This window comes from Dyella sp. (assembly GCF_035486915.1).
Taxonomy (GTDB): Bacteria; Pseudomonadota; Gammaproteobacteria; order Xanthomonadales; family Rhodanobacteraceae; genus Dyella_B.
This window is the reverse complement of the sequence record NZ_DATHMR010000171.1, coordinates 16,978-37,545: the sequence shown is the minus strand read 5'-3', so window position 1 is coordinate 37,545 and position 20,568 is coordinate 16,978. Positions and strand designations below refer to the sequence as shown.

At 59.7% G+C, this 20,568-nt stretch carries 27 protein-coding genes; 23 read left to right on the top strand and 4 right to left on the bottom strand.

The annotated features are described in order from the left end of the window. From rplP to VK725_RS13865, 21 genes are all read left to right on the top strand, one after another. A partial coding sequence (gene rplP / locus VK725_RS13965; RefSeq protein WP_325318660.1) for a 50S ribosomal protein L16 occupies nucleotides 1–205 on the top strand: 205 nt, incomplete at its 5' end. After that, a complete protein-coding gene (gene rpmC, locus VK725_RS13960) occupies nucleotides 205–390 on the top strand; it encodes a 50S ribosomal protein L29 (RefSeq protein ID WP_325318659.1) in 186 nt (61 codons plus the stop codon). The genes rplP and rpmC, both read left to right, overlap by 1 nt. Before the next feature lie 12 nt (nucleotides 391–402). Further along, nucleotides 403–663 (top strand): 30S ribosomal protein S17, encoded by a 261-nt coding sequence (rpsQ, locus tag VK725_RS13955; protein WP_115477107.1) that lies wholly within the window; start codon nucleotides 403–405, stop codon nucleotides 661–663. Nucleotides 664–678: 15 nt separating this feature from the next. Then, the gene (rplN, locus tag VK725_RS13950; RefSeq protein ID WP_115477106.1) at nucleotides 679–1,047 is read left to right on the top strand and encodes a 50S ribosomal protein L14; all 369 of its coding nucleotides are present in this window, start codon (nucleotides 679–681) and stop codon (nucleotides 1,045–1,047) included. Nucleotides 1,048–1,061: 14 nt separating this feature from the next. Next, on the top strand, nucleotides 1,062–1,376 hold the full coding sequence (gene rplX, locus VK725_RS13945; RefSeq protein ID WP_325318658.1) for a 50S ribosomal protein L24: 315 nt from the start codon (nucleotides 1,062–1,064) through the stop codon (nucleotides 1,374–1,376). A gap of 12 nt (nucleotides 1,377–1,388) precedes the next feature. Continuing rightward, nucleotides 1,389–1,928, top strand: coding sequence for a 50S ribosomal protein L5 (gene rplE, locus VK725_RS13940; RefSeq protein ID WP_126673165.1), 540 nt, complete (start codon nucleotides 1,389–1,391; stop codon nucleotides 1,926–1,928). A 15-nt stretch (nucleotides 1,929–1,943) separates the two neighbouring features. Further along, nucleotides 1,944–2,249: a 30S ribosomal protein S14 gene (gene rpsN / locus VK725_RS13935; RefSeq protein WP_325318657.1), complete on the top strand. Its 306-nt coding sequence runs from the start codon at nucleotides 1,944–1,946 to the stop codon at nucleotides 2,247–2,249. A gap of 218 nt (nucleotides 2,250–2,467) precedes the next feature. Beyond that, complete coding sequence (rpsH, locus tag VK725_RS13930; RefSeq protein WP_126673163.1) at nucleotides 2,468–2,863, top strand: 30S ribosomal protein S8; 396 nt, start codon at nucleotides 2,468–2,470, stop codon at nucleotides 2,861–2,863. Nucleotides 2,864–2,873: 10 nt separating this feature from the next. Then, complete coding sequence (gene rplF, locus VK725_RS13925) at nucleotides 2,874–3,401, top strand: 50S ribosomal protein L6 (protein ID WP_325318656.1); 528 nt, start codon at nucleotides 2,874–2,876, stop codon at nucleotides 3,399–3,401. 48 nt (nucleotides 3,402–3,449) lie between these two features. Beyond that, on the top strand, nucleotides 3,450–3,803 hold the full coding sequence (gene rplR / locus VK725_RS13920) for a 50S ribosomal protein L18 (protein ID WP_284400464.1): 354 nt from the start codon (nucleotides 3,450–3,452) through the stop codon (nucleotides 3,801–3,803). Between the two features lie 75 nt (nucleotides 3,804–3,878). Continuing rightward, nucleotides 3,879–4,388 carry a 30S ribosomal protein S5 gene (gene rpsE / locus VK725_RS13915; protein ID WP_325318655.1) on the top strand — a complete coding sequence of 170 codons (510 nt, stop codon included), beginning with the start codon at nucleotides 3,879–3,881 and terminating at the stop codon, nucleotides 4,386–4,388. Next, nucleotides 4,381–4,569 (top strand): 50S ribosomal protein L30, encoded by a 189-nt coding sequence (gene rpmD, locus VK725_RS13910; protein ID WP_325318654.1) that lies wholly within the window; start codon nucleotides 4,381–4,383, stop codon nucleotides 4,567–4,569. The genes rpsE and rpmD overlap by 8 nt, the downstream gene beginning before the upstream one ends. Before the next feature lie 5 nt (nucleotides 4,570–4,574). Continuing rightward, nucleotides 4,575–5,006 carry a 50S ribosomal protein L15 gene (gene rplO / locus VK725_RS13905; RefSeq protein WP_325318653.1) on the top strand — a complete coding sequence of 144 codons (432 nt, stop codon included), beginning with the start codon at nucleotides 4,575–4,577 and terminating at the stop codon, nucleotides 5,004–5,006. Between the two features lie 6 nt (nucleotides 5,007–5,012). After that, complete coding sequence (secY, locus tag VK725_RS13900) at nucleotides 5,013–6,335, top strand: preprotein translocase subunit SecY (protein WP_325318652.1); 1,323 nt, start codon at nucleotides 5,013–5,015, stop codon at nucleotides 6,333–6,335. A gap of 120 nt (nucleotides 6,336–6,455) precedes the next feature. Then, the gene (gene rpsM, locus VK725_RS13895) at nucleotides 6,456–6,812 is read left to right on the top strand and encodes a 30S ribosomal protein S13 (protein ID WP_126673156.1); all 357 of its coding nucleotides are present in this window, start codon (nucleotides 6,456–6,458) and stop codon (nucleotides 6,810–6,812) included. Nucleotides 6,813–6,824: 12 nt separating this feature from the next. Next, nucleotides 6,825–7,211 (top strand): 30S ribosomal protein S11, encoded by a 387-nt coding sequence (gene rpsK / locus VK725_RS13890; protein WP_126673155.1) that lies wholly within the window; start codon nucleotides 6,825–6,827, stop codon nucleotides 7,209–7,211. Between the two features lie 11 nt (nucleotides 7,212–7,222). Beyond that, a complete protein-coding gene (rpsD, locus tag VK725_RS13885) occupies nucleotides 7,223–7,849 on the top strand; it encodes a 30S ribosomal protein S4 (protein WP_325318651.1) in 627 nt (208 codons plus the stop codon). 16 nt (nucleotides 7,850–7,865) lie between these two features. Continuing rightward, entirely contained in the window at nucleotides 7,866–8,864 is a 999-nt protein-coding gene (locus tag VK725_RS13880) for a DNA-directed RNA polymerase subunit alpha (RefSeq protein WP_325318650.1), read from the top strand. A 284-nt stretch (nucleotides 8,865–9,148) separates the two neighbouring features. Next, nucleotides 9,149–9,532 (top strand): 50S ribosomal protein L17, encoded by a 384-nt coding sequence (gene rplQ, locus VK725_RS13875; protein ID WP_325318649.1) that lies wholly within the window; start codon nucleotides 9,149–9,151, stop codon nucleotides 9,530–9,532. Between the two features lie 151 nt (nucleotides 9,533–9,683). Beyond that, nucleotides 9,684–10,196, top strand: a complete 513-nt coding sequence (locus tag VK725_RS13870) for a disulfide bond formation protein B (RefSeq protein ID WP_325318648.1) — start codon at nucleotides 9,684–9,686, stop codon at nucleotides 10,194–10,196. Further along, nucleotides 10,193–11,557 carry a class II 3-deoxy-7-phosphoheptulonate synthase gene (locus VK725_RS13865; RefSeq protein WP_325318647.1) on the top strand — a complete coding sequence of 455 codons (1,365 nt, stop codon included), beginning with the start codon at nucleotides 10,193–10,195 and terminating at the stop codon, nucleotides 11,555–11,557. Before VK725_RS13870 ends, VK725_RS13865 begins: the two co-directional genes overlap by 4 nt. A 66-nt stretch (nucleotides 11,558–11,623) precedes the next feature. On the opposite strand, the gene VK725_RS13860 is transcribed toward VK725_RS13865, so the two are convergent. Then, nucleotides 11,624–13,231 carry an amidase gene (locus VK725_RS13860; protein WP_325318646.1) on the bottom strand — a complete coding sequence of 536 codons (1,608 nt, stop codon included), beginning with the start codon at nucleotides 13,229–13,231 and terminating at the stop codon, nucleotides 11,624–11,626. Between the two features lie 132 nt (nucleotides 13,232–13,363). Here VK725_RS13860 and VK725_RS13855 point away from each other — a divergent pair, with 132 nt between their 5' ends. Continuing rightward, nucleotides 13,364–14,107, top strand: a complete 744-nt coding sequence (locus VK725_RS13855) for a c-type cytochrome (RefSeq protein WP_325318645.1) — start codon at nucleotides 13,364–13,366, stop codon at nucleotides 14,105–14,107. Then, on the top strand, nucleotides 14,104–15,396 hold the full coding sequence (locus tag VK725_RS13850) for a cytochrome c (protein ID WP_325318644.1): 1,293 nt from the start codon (nucleotides 14,104–14,106) through the stop codon (nucleotides 15,394–15,396). The genes VK725_RS13855 and VK725_RS13850 overlap by 4 nt, the downstream gene beginning before the upstream one ends. 9 nt (nucleotides 15,397–15,405) lie before the next feature. Here VK725_RS13850 and VK725_RS13845 read toward each other — a convergent pair whose 3' ends face one another. From VK725_RS13845 to VK725_RS13835, 3 genes are all read right to left on the bottom strand, one after another. Continuing rightward, on the bottom strand, nucleotides 15,406–16,605 hold the full coding sequence (locus VK725_RS13845) for an efflux RND transporter periplasmic adaptor subunit (protein WP_325318643.1): 1,200 nt from the start codon (nucleotides 16,603–16,605) through the stop codon (nucleotides 15,406–15,408). 9 nt (nucleotides 16,606–16,614) lie between these two features. Continuing rightward, nucleotides 16,615–19,809 (bottom strand): efflux RND transporter permease subunit, encoded by a 3,195-nt coding sequence (locus VK725_RS13840; RefSeq protein WP_325318642.1) that lies wholly within the window; start codon nucleotides 19,807–19,809, stop codon nucleotides 16,615–16,617. A 218-nt stretch (nucleotides 19,810–20,027) separates the two neighbouring features. After that, nucleotides 20,028–20,567 (bottom strand): mismatch-specific DNA-glycosylase, encoded by a 540-nt coding sequence (locus VK725_RS13835; RefSeq protein WP_325318641.1) that lies wholly within the window; start codon nucleotides 20,565–20,567, stop codon nucleotides 20,028–20,030. Nucleotide 20,568 lies beyond the last annotated feature (1 nt).

The window sequence follows — 20,568 nt, the reverse complement described above, 5'->3', positions numbered from 1 at the left end:
GGACAAGCCGATCACCAAGAAGCCGATCGAAGTCCGAATGGGCGCCGGTAAGGGTGGTGTGGAGTACTGGGTCGCACCGATCCAGCCAGGCCGCATGCTTTATGAAATCGAGGGTGTCGACGAGGCAACCGCGCGCGAGGCATTCCGCCTGGCCGCTGCCAAGTTGTCGGTGCAGACCCAGTTTGTCTCCAGGGCGGTGATGTGATGGCCACCAAAGATATCAACAACAAGTCGGCCGACGAGCTGAAGCAGCATCTGCTGGACCTTCGCAAGGAGCAGTTCAATCTGCGCATGCAGAAAGGCACCGGTCAGCTCAGCCAGCCGCACCAACTGCGCCGTGTTCGGCGCGACATCGCCCGCACGAAGTTCGTGCTCGGCGGCAAGAAGTAAGGGACGGCCGACATGAGCGACAACACCAAGCAGGCGCGCACCCTTGAGGGCCGCGTCATTAGCAACAAGATGGAAAAGACGGTCACCGTACTGATCGAACGCCAGGTGCAGCATCCGCTGCTGGGCAAGATCGTGCGTCGTTCCACCAAGCTCCACGCGCAGAACGACATCGGCGCGAACGAGGGCGACGTGGTGCGCATTGCGGAATGCCGTCCGCTTTCTAAAACCAAACATCACCGCGTGGTCGAAATCGTCACGCGCGCCGAAGCGTAAGGGGAGGGTGCAGCTATGATCCAGATGCAAAGCACGCTTTCCGCCGCCGACAACAGCGGCGCCAAGGAACTGATGTGCATCAAGGTGCTCGGCGGCTCCAAGCGCCGTTACGCCGCGATCGGTGACGTGATCAAAGTCACCGTGAAAGATGCCATCCCGCGTGGCAAGGTGAAGAAGGGTGAGGTGTACAACGCCGTGGTGGTTCGTACCGCCAAGGGTGTGCGCCGCGCCGACGGTTCGCTGATCCGTTTCGACGGTAACGCGGCCGTACTCCTCAACAACAAGCTCGAGCCGATCGGCACCCGTATCTTCGGGCCCGTGACTCGTGAGCTGCGCGGCGAGAAGTTCATGAAGATCGTCTCGCTCGCACCCGAAGTGCTCTGAGGCGGAGAAGAACCATGAACCGTATCCGCAAGGGTGATCAGGTCCTCGTGATCACCGGTAAAAACAAAGGTCAGCGCGGCGACGTGCTGCGCGTTGAAGGCGATCGCGTGTTCGTCTCCAACGTCAACCTGGTCAAGCGTCACACCAAGGCGAATCCGCAGGCCAACCAGCCGGGCGGCATCGTCGAGCGTGAAGCTTCGATCCATATTTCTAATGTGCAGCTGTTCAACCCCGCCACGAACAAGGGTGAACGCGTTGGTGCCAAAACGCTCAGTGATGGGCGCAAGGTCCGCGTGTACCGTTCGAATGGCGAGGTCGTGGACGCGTAAGGAACACAAGTCATGACGCGCCTTGAAAACTTTTACAAAGAACAGGTCATCCAGAAGCTCACCGAGCGTTTTGGTTACCAGAACGTGATGCAGGTTCCCCGCATCACCAAGATCACGCTGAACATGGGCGTGGGCGAAGCCGCGGGCAACAAGAAAGTGCTCGAAAATGCCGTGGCGGATATGACCAAGATTGCCGGTCAGAAGCCGATCACGACCAAGGCGCGCGTATCCGTGGCCTCGTTCAAGATCCGCGACGGCTGGCCGATCGGCTGCAAGGTCACCTTGCGCCGCGCCCAGATGTGGGAATTCCTGGATCGCCTGATCAACATTTCGCTTCCCCGCGTCCGCGACTTCCGCGGCGTGTCGGGTCGCGCCTTCGATGGCCGTGGTAACTACAACTTTGGCATCAAGGAACAGATCATCTTCCCGGAAATCGACTTCGACGCAATCGACGCGATGCGCGGTATGGACATCTCCATCACCACCACCGCCAAGTCCGACGAAGAAGCCAAAGCGCTGCTGGAAGCCTTCAGCTTCCCGTTCCGCAACTGATACGCGAGAGAATCCATGGCCAAGACCTCAATGGTTAACCGCGATATCAAGCGGACCAAAATCGTCAAGAAGTACGCTGCCAAGCGCGCCGAATTGAAGGCGATCGTGCTGAGCCCGAAGTCCTCCTACGAGGACAAGATGGAAGCGCAGACCAAGCTGCAGAAGCTGCCGCGTGACGCCAGCCCCAGCCGTCAGCGTAACCGTTGCGAACTGTCGGGCCGCCCGCGTGGCGTGTACCGCAAGTTCGGCCTAGGCCGTAACAAGCTGCGCGAAGCCACCATGCGTGGTGACGTGCCCGGCCTGCGTAAGGCCAGCTGGTAATCGTTTTAAGGCAGCCCTGCGTTTGGGTGGGGCGCCAAACCCGGCGGCGTGGTAACGCGCCGCCGTCGATGCGACTTTGAAGCATCGCTATTCGCAAAAACCGGAAAAGGCTGCTATAGTTGACGGTCTGCGTGCTGCAGACCGCCCCGTGGCGGCCCACAACTCAATATTGATTTCCGGTTTTATCGGATATCGGTGCACTCTGAAGGAAGTTTTTCATGAGCATGACTGATCCCATCGCCGATCTGTTTACGCGTATCCGCAATGCCCAAGCTACGGGCAAGCAGGCCGTAAGCATGCCGTCGTCGAAGCTGAAGGTGGCGCTTGCCGACCTTCTCAAGAACGAGGGCTACATCCTCGACGCCAAGACTTCCTCTCAGGAAGGTAAGCCGGTGCTCGAGATCAAGCTCAAGTATTTCGAAGGCCGTCCGGCCATCGAGCGCATCGAGCGCATCAGCCGTTCCGGTCTGCGTGTGTACCGCGGCAAGGGTGAACTGCCGAAGGTGCTGGGCGGTCTGGGCATTTCGATTATCTCGACTTCCGCCGGTCTGTTGACCGACAAGCAGGCCCGCGCTCAAGGCGTGGGCGGCGAAGTCATCGGCCTGGTCGCGTAAGGAGCCTCCGATGTCCCGTGTTGCTAAGAAACCGATTTCGCTGCCGAAGGGCGTTGAGCTCAAGATTGCGGAAGACAGCATCGCCGTGAAGGGCCCGAAGGGCGCCCTGTCCATCCATGCCTTGCCGGGCGTGTCTGTGGCCAATGACAACGGCACCGTCAACATCCAGGTCGCCGAAGGCGCGGATGACAAGTTCGGCGGTACCGCTCGCGCGCTGCTTGCGAACATGATCAAGGGCGTTTCCGAAGGTTACGAGCGCAAGCTGGAGCTCGTCGGCGTGGGTTACCGCGCATCGATGGCCGGCAAAGCGCTGAACCTGAGCCTGGGCTTCTCGCACCCGGTGGTCTTCAATGCGCCGGAAGGCATCAGCATTGAAACCCCGACGCAGACCGAAATCCTGATCAAGGGTTCGGACAAGCAGCTGGTGGGCGAAGTCGCTGCCAAGATCCGTGGTTACCGTCCGCCGGAACCCTATAAGGGCAAGGGCGTTCGTTACTCGGGCGAGAAGATCACCATTAAGGAAGCCAAGAAGGCGTAATAGCGGCTCACTCCGCTAACTAGCCGATCCGCTTTCTGGAGACACATGATGAACAAGAATGAAGCTCGTCTGCGCCGCGCCAAGTCCACGCGCTCGCACATCCGCAAGCTCGCCGTAGCGCGTTTGTCCGTGCATCGCACCGGCCAGCATCTCTACGCCCAGGTGTTCGACGCCTCGGGCGAGAAGGTGGTGGCTGCCGCGTCGACCGTACAGAAGTCGGTCGCAGAAGGTTTGAAGGGCACCAAGAACCTGACAGCTGCTGCTGCAGTGGGCAAGGCGATTGCTGAGCGCGCCAAGGCTGCGGGTATTGAAGCTGTTGCGTTCGATCGCTCCGGTTTCCGCTATCACGGTCGCATCAAGGCGCTTGCCGATGCCGCCCGCGAAGCGGGCCTCAAGTTCTAAGCAAGACACAACAACAACTCCAAGCGGCCCAGCCGCAAGTAAAAGTCCCGGATGGTCCGGGCATACGGAAAAGATATGTCTTCTAACGATCGCGAAAATTCAGACGGCCTGCTCGAGAAGCTGATTGCCGTTAACCGCGTGGCCAAGACCGTCAAGGGTGGCCGCCAGATGAGCTTTACCGCGCTGACCGTGGTCGGCGACGGCGAGGGCAAGGTTGGCTTCGGTTATGGCAAGGCGCGCGAAGTGCCGGTCGCCATCTCCAAGGCGATGGAACGTGCGCGCCGCAACATGGTGAGCATCGACCTGAATAACGGCACGCTGTGGTACGCCATCAAGGCCAATCACGGTGCGGCTCGCGTGTTCATGCAGCCGGCTTCCGAAGGTACCGGCGTAATCGCCGGCGGCGCCATGCGCGCTGTGTTGGAAGTGGTCGGTGTGAAGAATGTGCTAGCCAAGGCTGTTGGTTCGCGCAATCCGATCAACTTGGTTCGCGCCACCATTAAGGGCCTGCAGGCCGTTGCCTCGCCGAAGCAGATCGCTGCCAAGCGTGGCAAGACCGTGGAAGAGGTGCTGGGCAATGGCTAACAACGATAAGAACGTCCGCGTCCGCCTGGTCAAGGGCCTGCGCGGTGTACAGAGCCGGCATCGCTTGAGCGTCAAGGCGCTCGGCCTGAGCAAGCTCAACGATGTCCGTGAATTGAAGGATAGCCCGCAAGTGCGTGGCCTTATCAACACGGTCTATTACCTGGTGCGGGTCGAGGAGTAAGCATCATGCGTCTTAATGACATCAAGCCAGCTGCTGGTTCGCGCAAGACGCGTCTGCGCGTCGGTCGCGGTATCGGTTCGGGTCTGGGCAAGACCGCTGGCCGCGGCCACAAGGGTCAACATGCCCGCGCCGGTGGTACCCACAAGTATGGTTTCGAAGGCGGTCAGATGCCGCTGCAGCGCCGCCTGCCGAAGGTGGGCTTCCGCTCGCTGAAGAAAGCAGAGAGCCAGGAAGTGTTCCTGTATCAGTTGGCTGCGCTTAAGGCTGACGTGATCGATCCGGTCGTGCTGCATCAGGCTGGCCTGATCGACAGTCGCGCCAAGAAGGTCAAGGTCGTCGCCAAGGGTGAGATTGGTCGTGCGGTGAAGCTGTCGGGTCTGCTGGCGACTGCCGGTGCCAAGACGGCCATCGAAGCGGCCGGCGGCAGCGTGGAGTAATCACACGTGGCCGCAGCCAAGGGCACATCTGTCGGATCGCTCGGTAAATTGACCGAGCTTCGTCAGCGCATTTTCTTTGTGATCGGTGCGCTGATTGTGTTCCGCCTCGGCTCGTTCATTCCGGTGCCGGGTGTAAACCCGGACGCCATGGCGGCTCTGATTGGTCAGAGTGGCGGCATCCTGGACATGTTCAACATGTTCTCGGGTGGTTCGCTGGGACGTTTGTCAGTGTTTGCGCTTGGCGTGGTGCCTTATATCTCTGCGTCGATTGTGGTGCAGATGATGGGTTCGGTTATTCCGAGCTTGCAGGCATTGCGCAAGGAAGGTCAGTCGGGTCAACGCACGCTGACGATGTACACCCGTTTTGGCACCGTTGGTCTTTCGGCATTCCAGGCTTTCGGTATCGCGGCAGCGTTGATGAAGCAGACCAGTGCGGTTGGGCCGGTGGTCTACACGCCGGGTTTCGGCTTCATACTGTCGACGGTCGTGGGCCTCACAGCGGGATCGATGTTCCTGATGTGGCTGGGCGAGCAGATGACCGAGCGCGGTATCGGTAACGGTATTTCGCTGCTGATTTTCGCGGGTATCGTGGCGGGTTTACCGAATGCCGTGGCGCACACGCTGGGCATGGCAAGCAACGGTGAACTCAATACGCTGCCGCTTGTAACGGTTTGCGGAATGGTACTGGCGGTGACTGCGTTCGTGGTGTTCATGGAGCGGGCACAGCGACGCATCACCGTGAATTACGCAAGGCGGTCGGGTGGTCAGCGTTCTTACATGAACCAGACGTCCCACCTACCGCTCAAAATCAATATGTCGGGTGTGATTCCACCGATCTTCGCGAACAGTATTCTGATGTTCCCGGCGATGGCGGCGACTTGGGGCAATGCGAGCCACCAGTCGCGCTGGTTGACGAACGTCGTTCAGGCGCTGACGCCTGGCGAACCGCTGTACGACATCATTTATGCAGTGCTGGTGATTACGTTTGCCTTCTTCTACACGGCAATCGTTTTCAACTCGCAAGACACGGCCGATAACCTCAAGCGGTCTGGCGCGCTGATTCCGGGTATTCGCCCGGGTCGCTCGACGGCTGAGTACATCGACTCTGTCATGACCCGTCTGACCGGTGTGGGCGCCCTCTACCTCGTGCTGGTCTGTCTGGTGCCAACGTTCATGCAGAACGCGTGGCATGTTCCGTTCTACTTCGGCGGCACGTCGCTGCTGATCGTAGTGGTGGTGGTGATGGACTTCACCGCGCAGGTGACGGCACATCTCTACAGCCATCAGTACGAAGGTTTGCTCAAAAAGGCCAATCTGCGCCGCGGCTGAGGCTGCAGTGAGGCACGGGTGGGAAGCGGCGGCACTGGGTGCCGCAGGGCTTTCCTGAGAGTTTGATTCAAGTTAGAATTGCGCGTTTACCGCGCAAGAAAGCATCGGAGAAAGTACATCATGGCGCGCATTGCGGGTGTCAATTTGCCGGTCCAGAAACACGTCTGGGTTGGCCTGCAGAGCATCTTTGGTATCGGCCGCAGCCGGGCCAAGAAGGTCTGTGCGGACGCAGGTGTGGTTCCCACCACGCCGATTAAATCGCTGAGCGAAGGCGAGGTGGAGAAGATCCGCCACGAAGTCGCCAAATACGTCGTGGAAGGCGACCTGCGCCGCGAAGTCGGCATGGCCATCAAGCGTTTGATGGACCTGGGTTGCTACCGCGGTCTGCGCCACCGTCGTGGCCTGCCGGTGCGCGGCCAGCGCACGCGTACCAACGCACGTACCCGCAAGGGTCCCCGTCGCGCGATCAAGAAGTAACGGATTCCGAACATGGCAAAGCCAGTTAAGACCAAGAAGAAGATCAAGCGCGTTGTCACCGATGCGGTGGCGCACGTGCAGGCATCTTTTAACAACACCATCATCACGATCACCGATCGTCAGGGTAATGCCCTGTCCTGGGCGACTGCCGGCGGCGCGGGTTTCCGCGGCTCGCGTAAGTCGACCCCGTTTGCTGCTCAGGTTGCCGCCGAGAAGGCTGGCCGCGCAGCGGGCGAATACGGCGTGAAGACGGTGGAAGTGCGGATCAAGGGTCCAGGCCCTGGCCGTGAGTCGGCGGTGCGTTCGCTGAACGCCCTCGGCTACAAAGTTCTGAACATTATCGATGTCACGCCGATTCCGCATAACGGCTGCCGTCCCCCCAAGAAACGTCGCGTCTAAGGAGCATAACCATGGCACGTTATCGTGGAGCTACCTGCAAACTCGCGCGTCGTGAAGGTTCGGACCTGAGCCTGAAGAGCCCGGCGCGCGCAATCGATTCCAAGTGCAAGCTGGAGAACAAGCCCGGTCAGCATGGCGCCAACAAGCGCGCACGCATGTCCGACTATGCTGTTCAGCTGCGTGAAAAGCAGAAGGTCAAGCGCATTTACGGTGTGCTCGAGCGTCAGTTCAGCAACTACTACACCAAGGCGTCGACCCTGAAAGGCAATACGGGTGAAAACCTGCTGCGCCTGCTCGAAAGCCGTCTGGACAACGTTGTTTACCGCATGGGTTTTGCGGTCACTCGCGCCCAGGCTCGCCAGCTCGTGTCGCACAAGGCCATTCTGGTCAACGGCAAGAAGGTCAACATCCCGTCCTACCAGGTTCGCCCGGGTGACGAGATTGCCTTGGCTGAGCGTGCGCGCAATCAGCTGCGCGTGCAGGAAGCCAGCACCGTGTTCGACACGATGGATCTGCGCCCGCAGTGGGTGGAAGTAGACAGCAAGAAGTTCGCCGGCACGTTCAAGTCGGTGCCGGATCGCGCAGACCTGCCGACCGACATCAACGAAGCGCTGATCGTCGAGCTTTATTCGAAGTAATTAACCGGAGCACTGCATGGCAGTTTCGTCAACTAGCGTGTTGCGGCCACGCGGCCTCAACGTCGAGCAGCTCGGACCGAATCGCGCCAAGGTGGTGGTGGAGCCGCTCGAGCGTGGCTTTGGCCACACACTGGGCAACGCGCTTCGCCGCGTGCTGCTCTCCTCGATCCCTGGCAGTGCCATCGTCGAGGTTGAAATTGATGGCGTGCTGCACGAATACACCACCCTGGAAGGTCTGCAGGAGGACGTGATCGAAGTCCTGCTGAACCTCAAGGAAGTGGCGATTCGTCAGCATACGGGTGATGAAGTCACCCTGACCCTGTCCAAGAAGGGCAAGGGTGTGGTCACGGCTGGCGACATCGCCGTCGATCACTCGGTGGAAATCATCAATCCGGAACATGTGATTTGCCACCTCACCAAGGACATCGCGCTGAACATGCGTCTGAAGGTGCGTCGCGGCGTCGGCTATCAGCCGGCCAGCCTGCGCCAGCATCCGGATGACGAAGCTCGCCCGATCGGTCGTCTGCAACTCGACGCCTCGTTTGCGCCGGTGCTGCGCGTGGCTTACGAAGTGGATGCGGCTCGTGTCGAGCAGCGCACCAACCTCGACAAGCTCGTGCTGGACATCGAAACCAACGGCACCATCGGTGCGGAAGATGCGGTGCGCAAAGCTGCTGAAATCCTCAACGATCAGCTGTCGGTGTTCGGTGACTTCTCGCGCCGCGAGAGCGCCACGGACAAGGCAGAGAAGGGCGGTTTCGATCCGCTCCTGCTGCGCCCGATCGACGATCTGGAGCTCACCGTGCGTTCGGCGAACTGTCTGAAGGCCGAGAGCATCTACTACATCGGCGATCTGGTTCAGAAGACCGAAGTCGAGCTGCTGAAGACGCCGAATCTTGGCAAGAAGTCGCTCACGGAAATCAAAGATGTCCTCGGCGTGCGTGGTCTAGCCTTGGGCATGAAGCTTGAAAACTGGCCGCCGCCGGGCCTCTCGCACGGCATGCAGCTGGGTTGATAGTTTGTATTAAGTAACGACGGGAGCGCCTCTGGCGCACCCGTCCGTCTCGAAAAGCCGCTTTCATCGCGGCGCGTTTCATTTTTGCGATCCTTCTTGATCGCAGTAGTAGCTAGGTAGCGGTGGGTGTGCGTGTCTTTCCTCCACCAAATGCCAGAAGCGGCCATCCATGGCCGCACTCTTAATAAGAGCCCGTTTCACCAAGGGCTTCAACAGCGGGAAACCCGCGGAAATCCGGCCATAACGGACCGGTTTTTCATAACAACAGACAAGAGAGTCTCATCATGCGTCACATGAAATCCGGGCGTAAGCTCAACCGAACCAGTAGTCATCGCGAAGCGATGTTCAAGAATATGGCCTCGTCGCTGATCAAGCATGAGCTGATCCGCACGACGCTGCCGAAAGCCAAGGAACTGCGCCGCATTGCCGAGCCGCTGATCACGCTGTCCAAGGTGGATGGTGTGGCTAATCGCCGTTTGGCGTTTGCCCGTCTGCGCGACAAGCAGGCCGTGGGCAAGCTGTTCGTGGAACTCGGCCCGCGTTATCGCGAGCGTCCCGGCGGCTACCTGCGTATCCTCAAGTGCGGCTTCCGCCCGGGCGACAACGCACCGATGGCGTATGTCGAACTGGTCGATCGCCCGCGCACTGAAGCGGTCGACGCCGAATAAATTCGTCCAGCTTCGTTTGGACGTCCAAACACAAACCCCGGTCGGGTAGCTGACCGGGGTTTGTGTTTTTAGTTCCTATGCATTCGGCCCTACTGACAGCGTCCCGGTGAGCGGGTAATGTCAGCGCTCCGTCCTTACCCCCGCACCTACCATGAATCCTCTTCGCTGGTCGTACCGCGCCAGTTTCTTCGTCGGTTTCCTGATCTGTGCCGCCCTGCTGGGTTTTGCGCTCTATGCTCAATATGTTTGGGGCATGGATCCGTGTCCGCTGTGCATTTTTCAACGCATAGGCTTCATCGTGATGGGCATTTTCTTCCTGCTAGGTGCGTTGCATTCGCCATCCGGAGCCGGCCGCTGGTTTTACACCGGGTTTGTCCTCTTGGGCGCGTTGTTCGGCCTGGCCGTGGCAGGGCGCCATCTATGGATACAGTCGCTGCCGCCTGATCAGCTCCCATCCTGTGGTCCCGGTCTGAGCTACTTGCTGGATGCGTTTCCGTTGTCGAAGATGCTGAAAATCGTGTTCACCGGCTCCGGCGAGTGCGCCAAGATCCAGCCGATTCTCGGCTTGCCGATGCCATTCTGGACGGTGTTGTGGTACATCCTTTTATCTGTGTGGGCCATTCGCGCGACCCTGCAGCGAGCACCCCAGAGATTGCGGTTATGAGCCAGGCAGTAAGCATCAAGCAAGATCACCCTAGCTGGACCCCTACGTCCTGGCAGCAACGCGTTGCCTTGCAGCAGCCGCACTACGAAGACGCCGTTGAGCTCGCCCAGGCGATCGGAGAGCTGGCAGGTTTGCCGCCACTGGTCACGTCCTGGGAGGTGCTTTCGCTAAAACAGGCGTTAGCCGAGGCACAGGACGGTGAGCGTTTCCTGCTTCAGGGCGGTGACTGCGCGGAGAGCTTTGCCGACTGTGCCAGTCCGATCATCTCCAATCGTTTGAAAGTGCTGCTGCAGATGAGTCTAGTGCTGGTGCACGGGCTCAAGAAGCCGGTGCTGCGCGTGGGACGCTTTGCCGGTCAGTACGCCAAGCCGCGTTCGGCCGATACCGAGACGCGCGATGGCGTGACACTCCCAAGCTTCCGCGGCGACGTGATCAACGGTCCCGAATTCACCGCTCAGGCACGCCGTCCCGATCCGCAACGTCTGATTCGCGCGCACGCCCATTCCGCGCTGACGATGAATTTCGTACGTGCACTGATCGACGGCGGTTTCGCCGACTTGCACCATCCTGAGTATTGGGATTTGGCGTGGGTCGAGCATTCGCCGCTCGCCGCGGAATACCGCCGCATGGTAGGGGCCATCGGTGATTCGCTACGTTTCATGGAAACACTCGCGGGCCCGATTGCCGGGTTCACACGTGTGGACTTTTTCACCTCGCACGAAGCATTGCTGCTGCATTACGAACAGGCGATTACGAGGCAGGTTCCACGGCATCGCGGCTGGTTCAATCTGTCCACACATTTTCCGTGGATTGGTATGCGTACCGCTGCGCTCGATGGCGCGCACGTCGAATACTTCCGTGGCATTCGCAATCCGATCGCGGTGAAGGTTGGTCCCTCCGTCACGCCAGCACAGCTGTTGCCGTTGATCGATGCGCTCAATCCCGAAGACGAACCGGGGCGTTTGACGTTGATCCATCGCATGGGCCACGCGCAAATCGCTACAGCACTTCCGCCGCTATTGGAGGCGGTGAAGCGAGAAGGCCGTCGCGTGTTGTGGGTTGCCGATCCCATGCATGGCAACACCGAAAGCACTTCCAACGGATACAAGACGCGTCGCTTCGACAACATTCGCAGCGAGCTGGATCAGGCGTTCGATATTCACGCTGCCGCAGGTACGCGCCTGGGCGGTGTGCATCTTGAGCTCACTGGCGAAGATGTCACCGAATGCATGGGCGGCGCGCGTGATTTGAGCGAGGCCGATCTGCAGCGCGCCTATAAGTCGATGGTCGATCCGCGTCTGAACTACGAGCAGTCGCTCGAGCTGGCGATGTTGATCGTGCGGAAATCGCAGAAGGGTTGAACCCAGTTCGCGCGCTTGAGTTGAATGCTTCAACTCAAGCGCGCCATGACCGGCGAAGCAATCGCATTACTTCCCGAAAGCCACCGGCTTTCCGTCGACCGTATCGAGAAACTTCGGTGCTTGCCACGCGTGCGTGTGTTGTTCGAAGCCATAGGCAATCGAAATCAGCGCGGGCTCACTCCATTTTGTACCGAAGAACACGATACCAACGGGCAAACCATGCGCCCATCCAGCGGGTACGGTGATGGAGGGATAGCCCGCGACGGCGGCCGGTTGTGACACACCGCCAATGGTCGGATTGCCGCTGACAATGTGATCGCCCAACACCAGGTCTGTCAGGTACGCAGGGCCCCACGACGGTGCCAGCAGTGCATCCAGATGACCCTGCTGAAGTGCGGCGTCGATACCGTCCGGCCCCGACAACTGCTTCGCCTTCGCTAGCGCATCGAGATAGACCTTGTCGGTAAGCGGACCTTTGTTCTGCGCCTGCTCAAACAGGTCCTGGCCAAACCATGGCATTTCTACCGCGGCTTCGCGCTGGTTGAAGGCGATCAGGTCGGCCAGTGTTTTCATATGCAAGCCTTTGCGGCCGGCAAGGTAGTTGTTGAGGTCATTTTTGAAGTCGTAGAGCATCACCGTCATCTCCGGATCGCTCAGTTCCGAGAGATGCGGAAGAGTGACCGGGTCAACGATGATTGCGCCTTGCGCACGCATGGCGGCAATCGCTTCTTCTAGCACACGGTCGGCGTTTGGCTCATTGCCGGCAAGCTGGCGCACGACGCCGATGCGCTTACCACGCAGTCCGTTCGGGTCGAGGAATTTCGTGTAATCGGTCGCGTGTTTGTCCGCATCGGCGGTAGCGGGATCATTCGGATCGCTGCCGGCCATCACCGTGAGCAGCGTGGCGGCGTCGGAGACATTACGTGCAAGCGGGCCGGCCGTATCCTGGTTGTGGCTGATCGGAATAATGCCGCTGCGGCTCACCAGACCAAGCGTTGGTTTGATGCCGACAATGCCGTTCATCGATGCCGGGCAAATAATCGAGCCGTCGGTTTCCGAGCCAACCGCCACCGGCACTATGCCAGCGGCCACCGCAACGGCGGAGCCGGAACTGGAACCACACGGATTACGATCCAGTGCGTACGGATTGCGTGTCTGCCCACCGCGACCCGTCCATCCACTGCTTGCGTGGCTGGAGCGGAAATCGGCCCATTCGGTGAGATTGGCCTTGCCAAGAATCAGCACGCCGGCGCTGCGCAGTCGCGTCACCAGGGCAGCGTCTTTCGGCGCCGGCGCTTCCACCAAGGCAAGCGATCCAGCGGTGGTCAGTGTGCGATCGCCGGTATCGATGTTGTCCTTCAGCAAGACCGGAATGCCATACAACGGTCCGTGCGATGGGGTGCGTTTCGCATCGAGCTGCGCGGCGATTTTCGATGCATCGGGATTGAGCTCGAGCACGGAGTGCAGGGCGGGACCCGATTGATCGATGCGATGGATGCGCGTCAGATCATCTCGAACCAGTGTTTTGGTATTGAGCTTGCCCGCATCCATGCTCTGCTGAAGTTCGGTCACGCTTTGCCAGGGCAGCGATTGGCTGTTGTCCTGGGCGGCAGCGGAGACGACGGGCAATAACGCAAGCGAGAGTGCAGCGCACAAGAGCGACGGACGGGTCATGGAAATCTCCGAAGGCCATTGATAGGTATGTGGCACGATGCCTCAGAATGGATGCATGACACGATGCCGCAGAAGCTTGAGCATAACCGCAGAGCTTGCCGTTCGTGCACGAGGCGGGCCTATACTTTGCCCATGAAGACGACTGCCTGGAAGGTCCAGTTCTGTCTCGCGCTGCGGTGGCTGCTCCCGTTCGGGTTGCTTCTGGGCGGCGTGGCCTACGCCGATCCGCCGACCGTTCCCGATACGCTTCAGCAACGTATTGCTGCGTGCACGACGTGTCACGGTGTGCACGGCGAGGGCGCACAACACGGTGACCTCTTTCCAAGGCTTGCAGGAAAGCCGGTCGCCTATCTCGAGCTGCAATTGCAAAACTTTCAGCGAGGCCTGCGCAAGTACGCACCGATGGAATACACGGTGCGCCAGTTGAGCCCCGAATACATGCACGAGATCGCCGAGTATTTCGCAGCACAACAGGTGCCTTATCAAAGCTCGTCGGTGCCGGATCTTGCACCTTCGGTGCTTCAGCGTGGCCAGCAGCTGGTGACGTCGGGCGATCCATCGCGCAAGGTGCCTCCATGTCAGGCTTGTCATGGCAAGCAGCTCACCGGCACACAGCCGTCTGTGCCTGGGCTGGTTGGTTTGCCCTATGACTACATCAGCGCGCAGCTAGGCTCATGGCGAACGGGCACGCGTGCGTCGAAGGCACCCGATTGCATGTCCGAGATTGCCAGCCGTCTTGCGCCGGACGACATCACGGCGGTCGCTGCGTGGCTTGCCAGTCAATCCGTGCCTGCGGATGTGCATCCTCAGGCCGCGAACGCGATAACACCCCCGCTGCGCTGCGGCGTGCTCGGCAGCCAGGGAGACGGCGCATGAAAAACCTGCGCTTGCTTTGGATTCCCGTCGTTTTGCTGGTGATCGTGCTTGCAGGATGGTGGTGGCGCGCGCATACAACGCACGAATCGTCCGCGTTGATCGAGGGGCAAGACGTCAGCGCGCTGCTAAAAGATCCCGCCGTGATCGCCAAGGGGCACTACCTGGCAACCGTCGGCGATTGCATGTCTTGCCATACGGAACAGGGTGGCGAGCCGTATGCAGGTGGCCGCGTCATTCCGACGCCATTTGGCAACATTCCTGCACCAAACATTACGCCGGATCCGGAGCACGGAATAGGTCGCTGGAGTTTCGATGATTTCTGGCGTGCGCTGCATACAGGTATCGGGATCGATGGCGAGCGGTTGTACCCCGTGTTCTCCTACACTTCGTTTACCAAGACCACCCACGAAGATGCCATCGCCATCTTCGCTTATCTGCAAAGTTTGCCGCCCGTTGCGCAGGCACCCACGCCCTTGGATCTCAACTTCCCGTACAACATGCGTAGCGCACTCACTGCGTGGCGCGCGTTGTACTTCAAGCCGGGCGTTTACAAACCCAACCCTTCACAGTCGGCCGAATGGAACCGGGGCGCATATCTCGTGCAGGGGCTGGGACATTGCAACGAATGTCACGCGCAACGTGACGCATTGGGCGGTTTGCAGGGCAACGCGATCCTGTCCGGAGGACGGATTCCGGTGCAGGACTGGTATGCGCCCGATCTCAGCACGCAAGCGAACGGCGGCATGCAGGGCTGGACGCAGCAGGATATCGTCGACTTGCTCAAGACAGGTCGATCGTCCAAAGGAACGGCTTTCGGGCCGATGGCCGATGTGGTGGTCAACAGCACGCAGTATCTGCAGGATGATGACCTCAAAGCGATAGCAACGTATCTGCAATCGTTGCCGTCGCGACCAAAGCTCGCCGCGGTAGCACCGAGTTTCGATAGCGGATCATTGGTGAATAGCGGTCGCGATATTTACGCCAAGCAATGCGCCAACTGTCACGGCGACAATGGCGCTGGCATACCGGGTGTTTATCCGCCGCTCGACGGCAATTCGTCCGTAGTCGAGCCCACGGGGATCAATGCCGCGCGCGCCGTGTTGCTGGGAGGATTTGCGCCGTTGACGCAAGGCAATCCGCGCCCGTATTCGATGCCGCCATATGCGCAACAGCTCAGCGATGCCGATGTCGCTGCTGTCGTCACCTACATCCGGCAGGCGTGGTCCAATCGCGCGCCGACGGTGGAGGAACGCGACGTCGCCGCCTATCGCCACACGCCGACCGACTGAACTTACCGCTTACTTCGGCGCCGCTTCTTGCTGCTGCTTCGAATTGTTGTCGTTCTGCGCAACGTTGACCTGCTGACCTTCATACATCGAGTCGGGCGGGCTGATCACGATACGGTCGTTGTCCTGCAGGCCCTCGGTTACTTCTACTGTGCTGCCGAAGTCGCGTCCCAGCGTGATCGGTTGCAGATGCACATGTTGCTGATCGTCCACGAGTGCCACGCGCAAGCCCTCGCTGCGGAAGAGCACAGTGTTGGCAGGTACGGTGTAATCATGCGTGGTGGTTGAAACACCCAATTTGACGTTTGCGTATACGCCCGGCACCAGCTCCTCACTCGCGTTGTCGATGTCGATTTCCGTACGCAGAGTGCGTGTGGTCGGATCGAGCGCCTCAGCGGTGCGTGCTACGGTGCCGGTGACCGGCTTGGCGCCATAGGTATTCAGGCTGACCTGCGCCGGCATACCCACGCTGATGCTGCCTGCGAAGGTTTCGGGCACGTCCACATAGATGCGTAGTTTCGAGGTGTCGGCGATCAGGAACAGGTTGCTGCCCGTTGAGCCAGCGTCGATCAACGCGCCGATGTCGAGATTGCGCTGGGTGATCACGCCATCGAATGGCGCAATGATGTGTTTGAAATCTTCCAGATTCTGCAAATGCGCGACGTTGGCGGCGTCGGCCTCCACGGTGGCGAGGTCGGCCCGGTATTGCGCGACGTCCTGATCGCCAGTCTGTGCTGCCACCAACCCTTGCGCGACAAGCTTTTCGAAGCGATCTGCGGTGATCTTTGCGAAGTTCATGTTTGCTTCGTCGGTACGCATCTGCGCTTTGCCTTGCAGCAGTTGGTTGTCGACGTCGGGCGTATCCAGATCGGCTAGCAGCTGGCCTTTCTTCACGCGTTCACCGATATCTACATACCACTTCGCCACATAGCCGGTCGTACGAGCGTAGATCTGCGCATCCTGCCAGGAGGCCACCGTACCGGGCAGCGTAAGCTGCTGATCCTTCGGCGCAGCCTTTGGTGTCATCACGTTGACGGTGGCGACAGCGTTGCGATTGGTGTCGTCGGTCAGCGTGTGGCGATCGTGGAGGCGTTTGACGATGCCGTAGCCGGCCAGCACCACGAGCACGACGCCCAGTCCGATAAGGACGAGGCGCGCACCGTGTGAAGGTTTGCCGGATTGATGCGGAGAATTTACGTTAGCACTGGACATAGAGGGATCTCACGCGGCAGCGGCATCGCGGCGAGCCTTACGGCGCCGGTGCAGCAGACTGAAAAAGGTCGGGACGAAGAAAAGGGTGGCGGCAGTCGCCAGCAGCAAGCCACCGATCACGGCACGGCCCAGTGGTGCGTTTTGCTCGCCGCCTTCGCCAAGGCCAAGCGCCATCGGCACCATGCCGATGATCATCGCCAACGCGGTCATCAACACCGGACGGAAGCGCTGGTAGCCCGCTTCGAGGGCCGCCTTGACCGGATCGTCGTGGTGATCGAGGCGTTCACGCGCGAAGCTGATCACCAGAATCGAGTTTGCCGTCGCCACGCCCATACACATGATCGCACCCATCAATGCGGGTACCGACAATGGCGTATGCGTGAGGAAAAGCATCCACACCAGACCGGCAAGTGCCGCGGGCAGGGCGGCAATGATGATCAGCGGATCGAGCCAACTCTGGAAGTTCACCACGATCAGCAAGTAAACCAAGATGATCGCAAAGGCCAGACCGCCCAACAGTCCTGCGTACGAAGCCTGCATGGTCTTCACCTGACCACGGATGTCGATGTTCAAGTCGCGCGGAAGGTTTTTGGAATGCTGATCGACAATGCGCTGCACGTCGGCGCCCACACTGCCCAGGTCGGCACGATCGACCGAACCGTAGATGTCGATCAGCGGACGGGTGCTGTAGTGCGAGACCACGGCAGGGCCAAAGCTGCGTCCAAAACTAGCCAGATTCGCGAGGATCTGGCTCGGAGCGCCGGGATTGCTACCGGCTGTGCTCGACGAAGCAGGCACCGCGCCAGTCAGGCTGGTGATAGGCAGATTCTTCAACGCCTGCAAGGTATCGAGTCGATATTGCGGCGCCTGCGTGGCGAGGCTGTAACTGATGCCCGTTTTCGGATCGACCCAGAACGTGGGGTTGACCTGCGTGGACCCCGCCAATGCGGTGAGCAAGTTGCTGGCGACGTCATTCGTTGTCAGATCGACGATGCTGGCACGTGTACGATCGATGTTGACGTTGATCTGCGGCAGGTTCTGTGCCTGCTGGATGCGCACATCCACCAAACCTGGCACATGTACCAAGTCGCCATACAATTCCTTGGCGATCTTTACCGATGCATTGGGGTCGTGACTGGACACCTGTACGTCGATCGGCGCGGGCGCACCGAAATTCAGAATCTGGCCCACGATATCCGCCGGCAGGAATGAGAACACCACGCTGGGATATTTCTGCTTGAGTTGCGCACGCAAGCTACGCACGTAATCGATGGTGGGGTGATGATCTTCATCGAGCGTCACGAAGATATCGCCATCGGACGTACCGATTACGCCGGTGTTGCTGTACGACAGATTGATACCGCTGTACGGCAGCCCCAGCGTATCGACGATACTGGTTAGTTCCTCTTTGGGAATCGTCTGCCGGATCACGCCCTCGATGCCATCGGCCAATCGCGCGGTTTCTTCGATGCGCAGGCCGGTCGGCGCGCGGAAGTGCAGCTTGATCTGTCCGCCGTCCACGTACGGGAAGAAGTCGCGACCCAGCCACGGCACCAGCAATCCCACCGACAGCGTACAGCTGGCAAAGAAAAGGATAGCGAAGAGACCGCGATGCCTTTCTGTTGTTTCCAGCGCGCCGTGATAGCCGTTGCGAAGACGCTCGAAACGGTTTTCGAAGCCGTGCTGGAAGCGGCTGAGCGCGCCAGTCGGCTTTGCATCGTGATCGTGCTTCTTGAGCCAATACAGCGACAGCGTCGGCACCAGCGTTCGCGACAAAACGTAGGAGGCCATCATCGCGAACACGACGGCTTCGGCCAACGGCGCGAACAAATATTTGGCCACACCGCCAAGGAAGAAGATCGGCACGAACACGATACAGATCGACAACGTCGACACGAACGCCGGCACCGCGATCTGATGCGCGCCTTCCATGATCGCATCGTAGACCTCTTTGCCTTCCTCAAGATGCGAGTTGATGTTCTCGATCGTCACGGTGGCGTCGTCGACGAGAATACCCACGGCCAACGCGAGACCGCCCAGCGTCATGATGTTGATCGTCTCGCCCAATGCCGACAGCGCAATGATCGAGGCGAGAATCGACAGCGGAATCGAGATCGCGATGATCAGCGTGGAACGCCATGAGCCCAGGAACAATAGGATCATCAGGCCCGTGAGGCCGGCGGCGATCGCACCCTCGCGAATCACACCGGAAATCGCCGCGCGTACGAACAGCGACTGATCCGATAGCGAATGGATATCCAGCTCTTTCGGAATGGCCGCGCGGATCGCCGGCAGCATGCCCTGCAGGCTGTCGACGATATCCAGCGTGGAAGCGTCGCCGATCTTAAGAATCGACATCAGCACCGCGCGCTGACCGTTCACGCGCACAATGTTGGTTTGCGGCGGGGAGCCATCGTGCACGTGCGCGACGTCACGGATATACGTGGTGATGCCGTTGACGGTTTTGATCGGCGCGTTATTGAGCTCATCCACGTTGAGCGGACTGCCGTTCAAGCGGATGCTGTATTCGGTGTCGCCAATTTTTTCCGTACCAGCCGGCAGAATCAGGTTCTGGTTGGCGATGGCCGACACCACATCGGACGGCGCTAGGCGATGCGCAAGGAGTGCCTGCGGATTGATGTCGACCTGCACCTGACGCTGCTTGCCGCCATACGGATAAGGTGTCGCTGCGCCGCGCACCGAGGTAACGAATGTACGCACGATCTGGTTGGCATCGTCGAAGATCGTCGATTCCGACAATGACTTCGACGACAGCGCGAACTGCAGCACCGGCACGGTCGACGCGTTGTACACCAGGATCAGCGGCGGCGTTGAGCCGGCGGGCATCGACTTGAGCAGCGTCTGCGAAATCGCCGTGACCTGCGCTACGGCCATATCGATCTTCACGTTCGGCTGGAAGAAGACTTTGATCAGGCCCACGCCATTGAGCGAGGTGGTCTCGGTGTGCTCGATATCGTTGACGGTGGTGGTAAGCGAGCGCTCGAAACCGGTGACGATGCGGTTGTTCATGTCATCGGCGGGCAGGCCGGTGTACTGCCACACCACCGAAACGACAGGAATATCGATGTTCGGAAAAATATCGGTCGGTGTACGCAGGATCGCCAACGGTCCCAAGATCATTAAGAGCAGCGCAAGAACGATAAAGGTGAGCGGTCGCTCAAGCGCGATTTTGACGATCCACATAACCGGAGATTTCCATCAGCCCACGCGTCTGCGGTACATGCAACAGGTAGCTGACTTTTGGGGTTGTCGAGAATTAGTAGCCTAGACAATTTTCGTGACGGCAACCATATGCCATACGCAATGCACGATTTCGCATGGAATTACGAGCAGCGAAAAAATGCCATGTTTTCAATGCCGCACGAGTTTTTGCGAATCATTCCGTCGTTTGGATGGCTAAATTATCGATCTTGAGGCGTTGGCCGGATGTCTTTGGCCAACGCCTGCCATGGAACAAGGCTCCAGTGACCTCGCGCCTGACCCGATGGCGAGGGCAGTACGTAAACGCGGGTTGTGCCCAGCGGCTGTAGTTGCGCGCCATAGTGGATGGCCGGCCCCAGCACAGCGCGCGCTGCATTCTTGCTGGTGAAGGCCAGCACGCCAGGCGAATAGATGTCGATCTTCGACCGCAGGCCGGACACGTCGAACGCGTCTTTGGGCAGTTCATCGTCGTTACCCGAATGTCGTTTCGCCAGATCGGTGAGCCCGATGCCGAATTCGGGCAGCAGCGGGAATTCGGCCGGGGCCAAAAGACGCGGCGTCAGCCCGGCCTGGAAAAGCGCACGCCAGAAGAGGTTGCCAGGATGGGCGTAATAGGCCCCTTCCTGGGCCGATCGCTTGCCTGCGGCCGTGCCGCAAAACACCAGGCGCAGCCCGGGGCGCAGCACGTCGGGCAGGATCGAGGTGTCAGTTCGAGGCAGGCTTTGGCGGGCTAAAGGCATG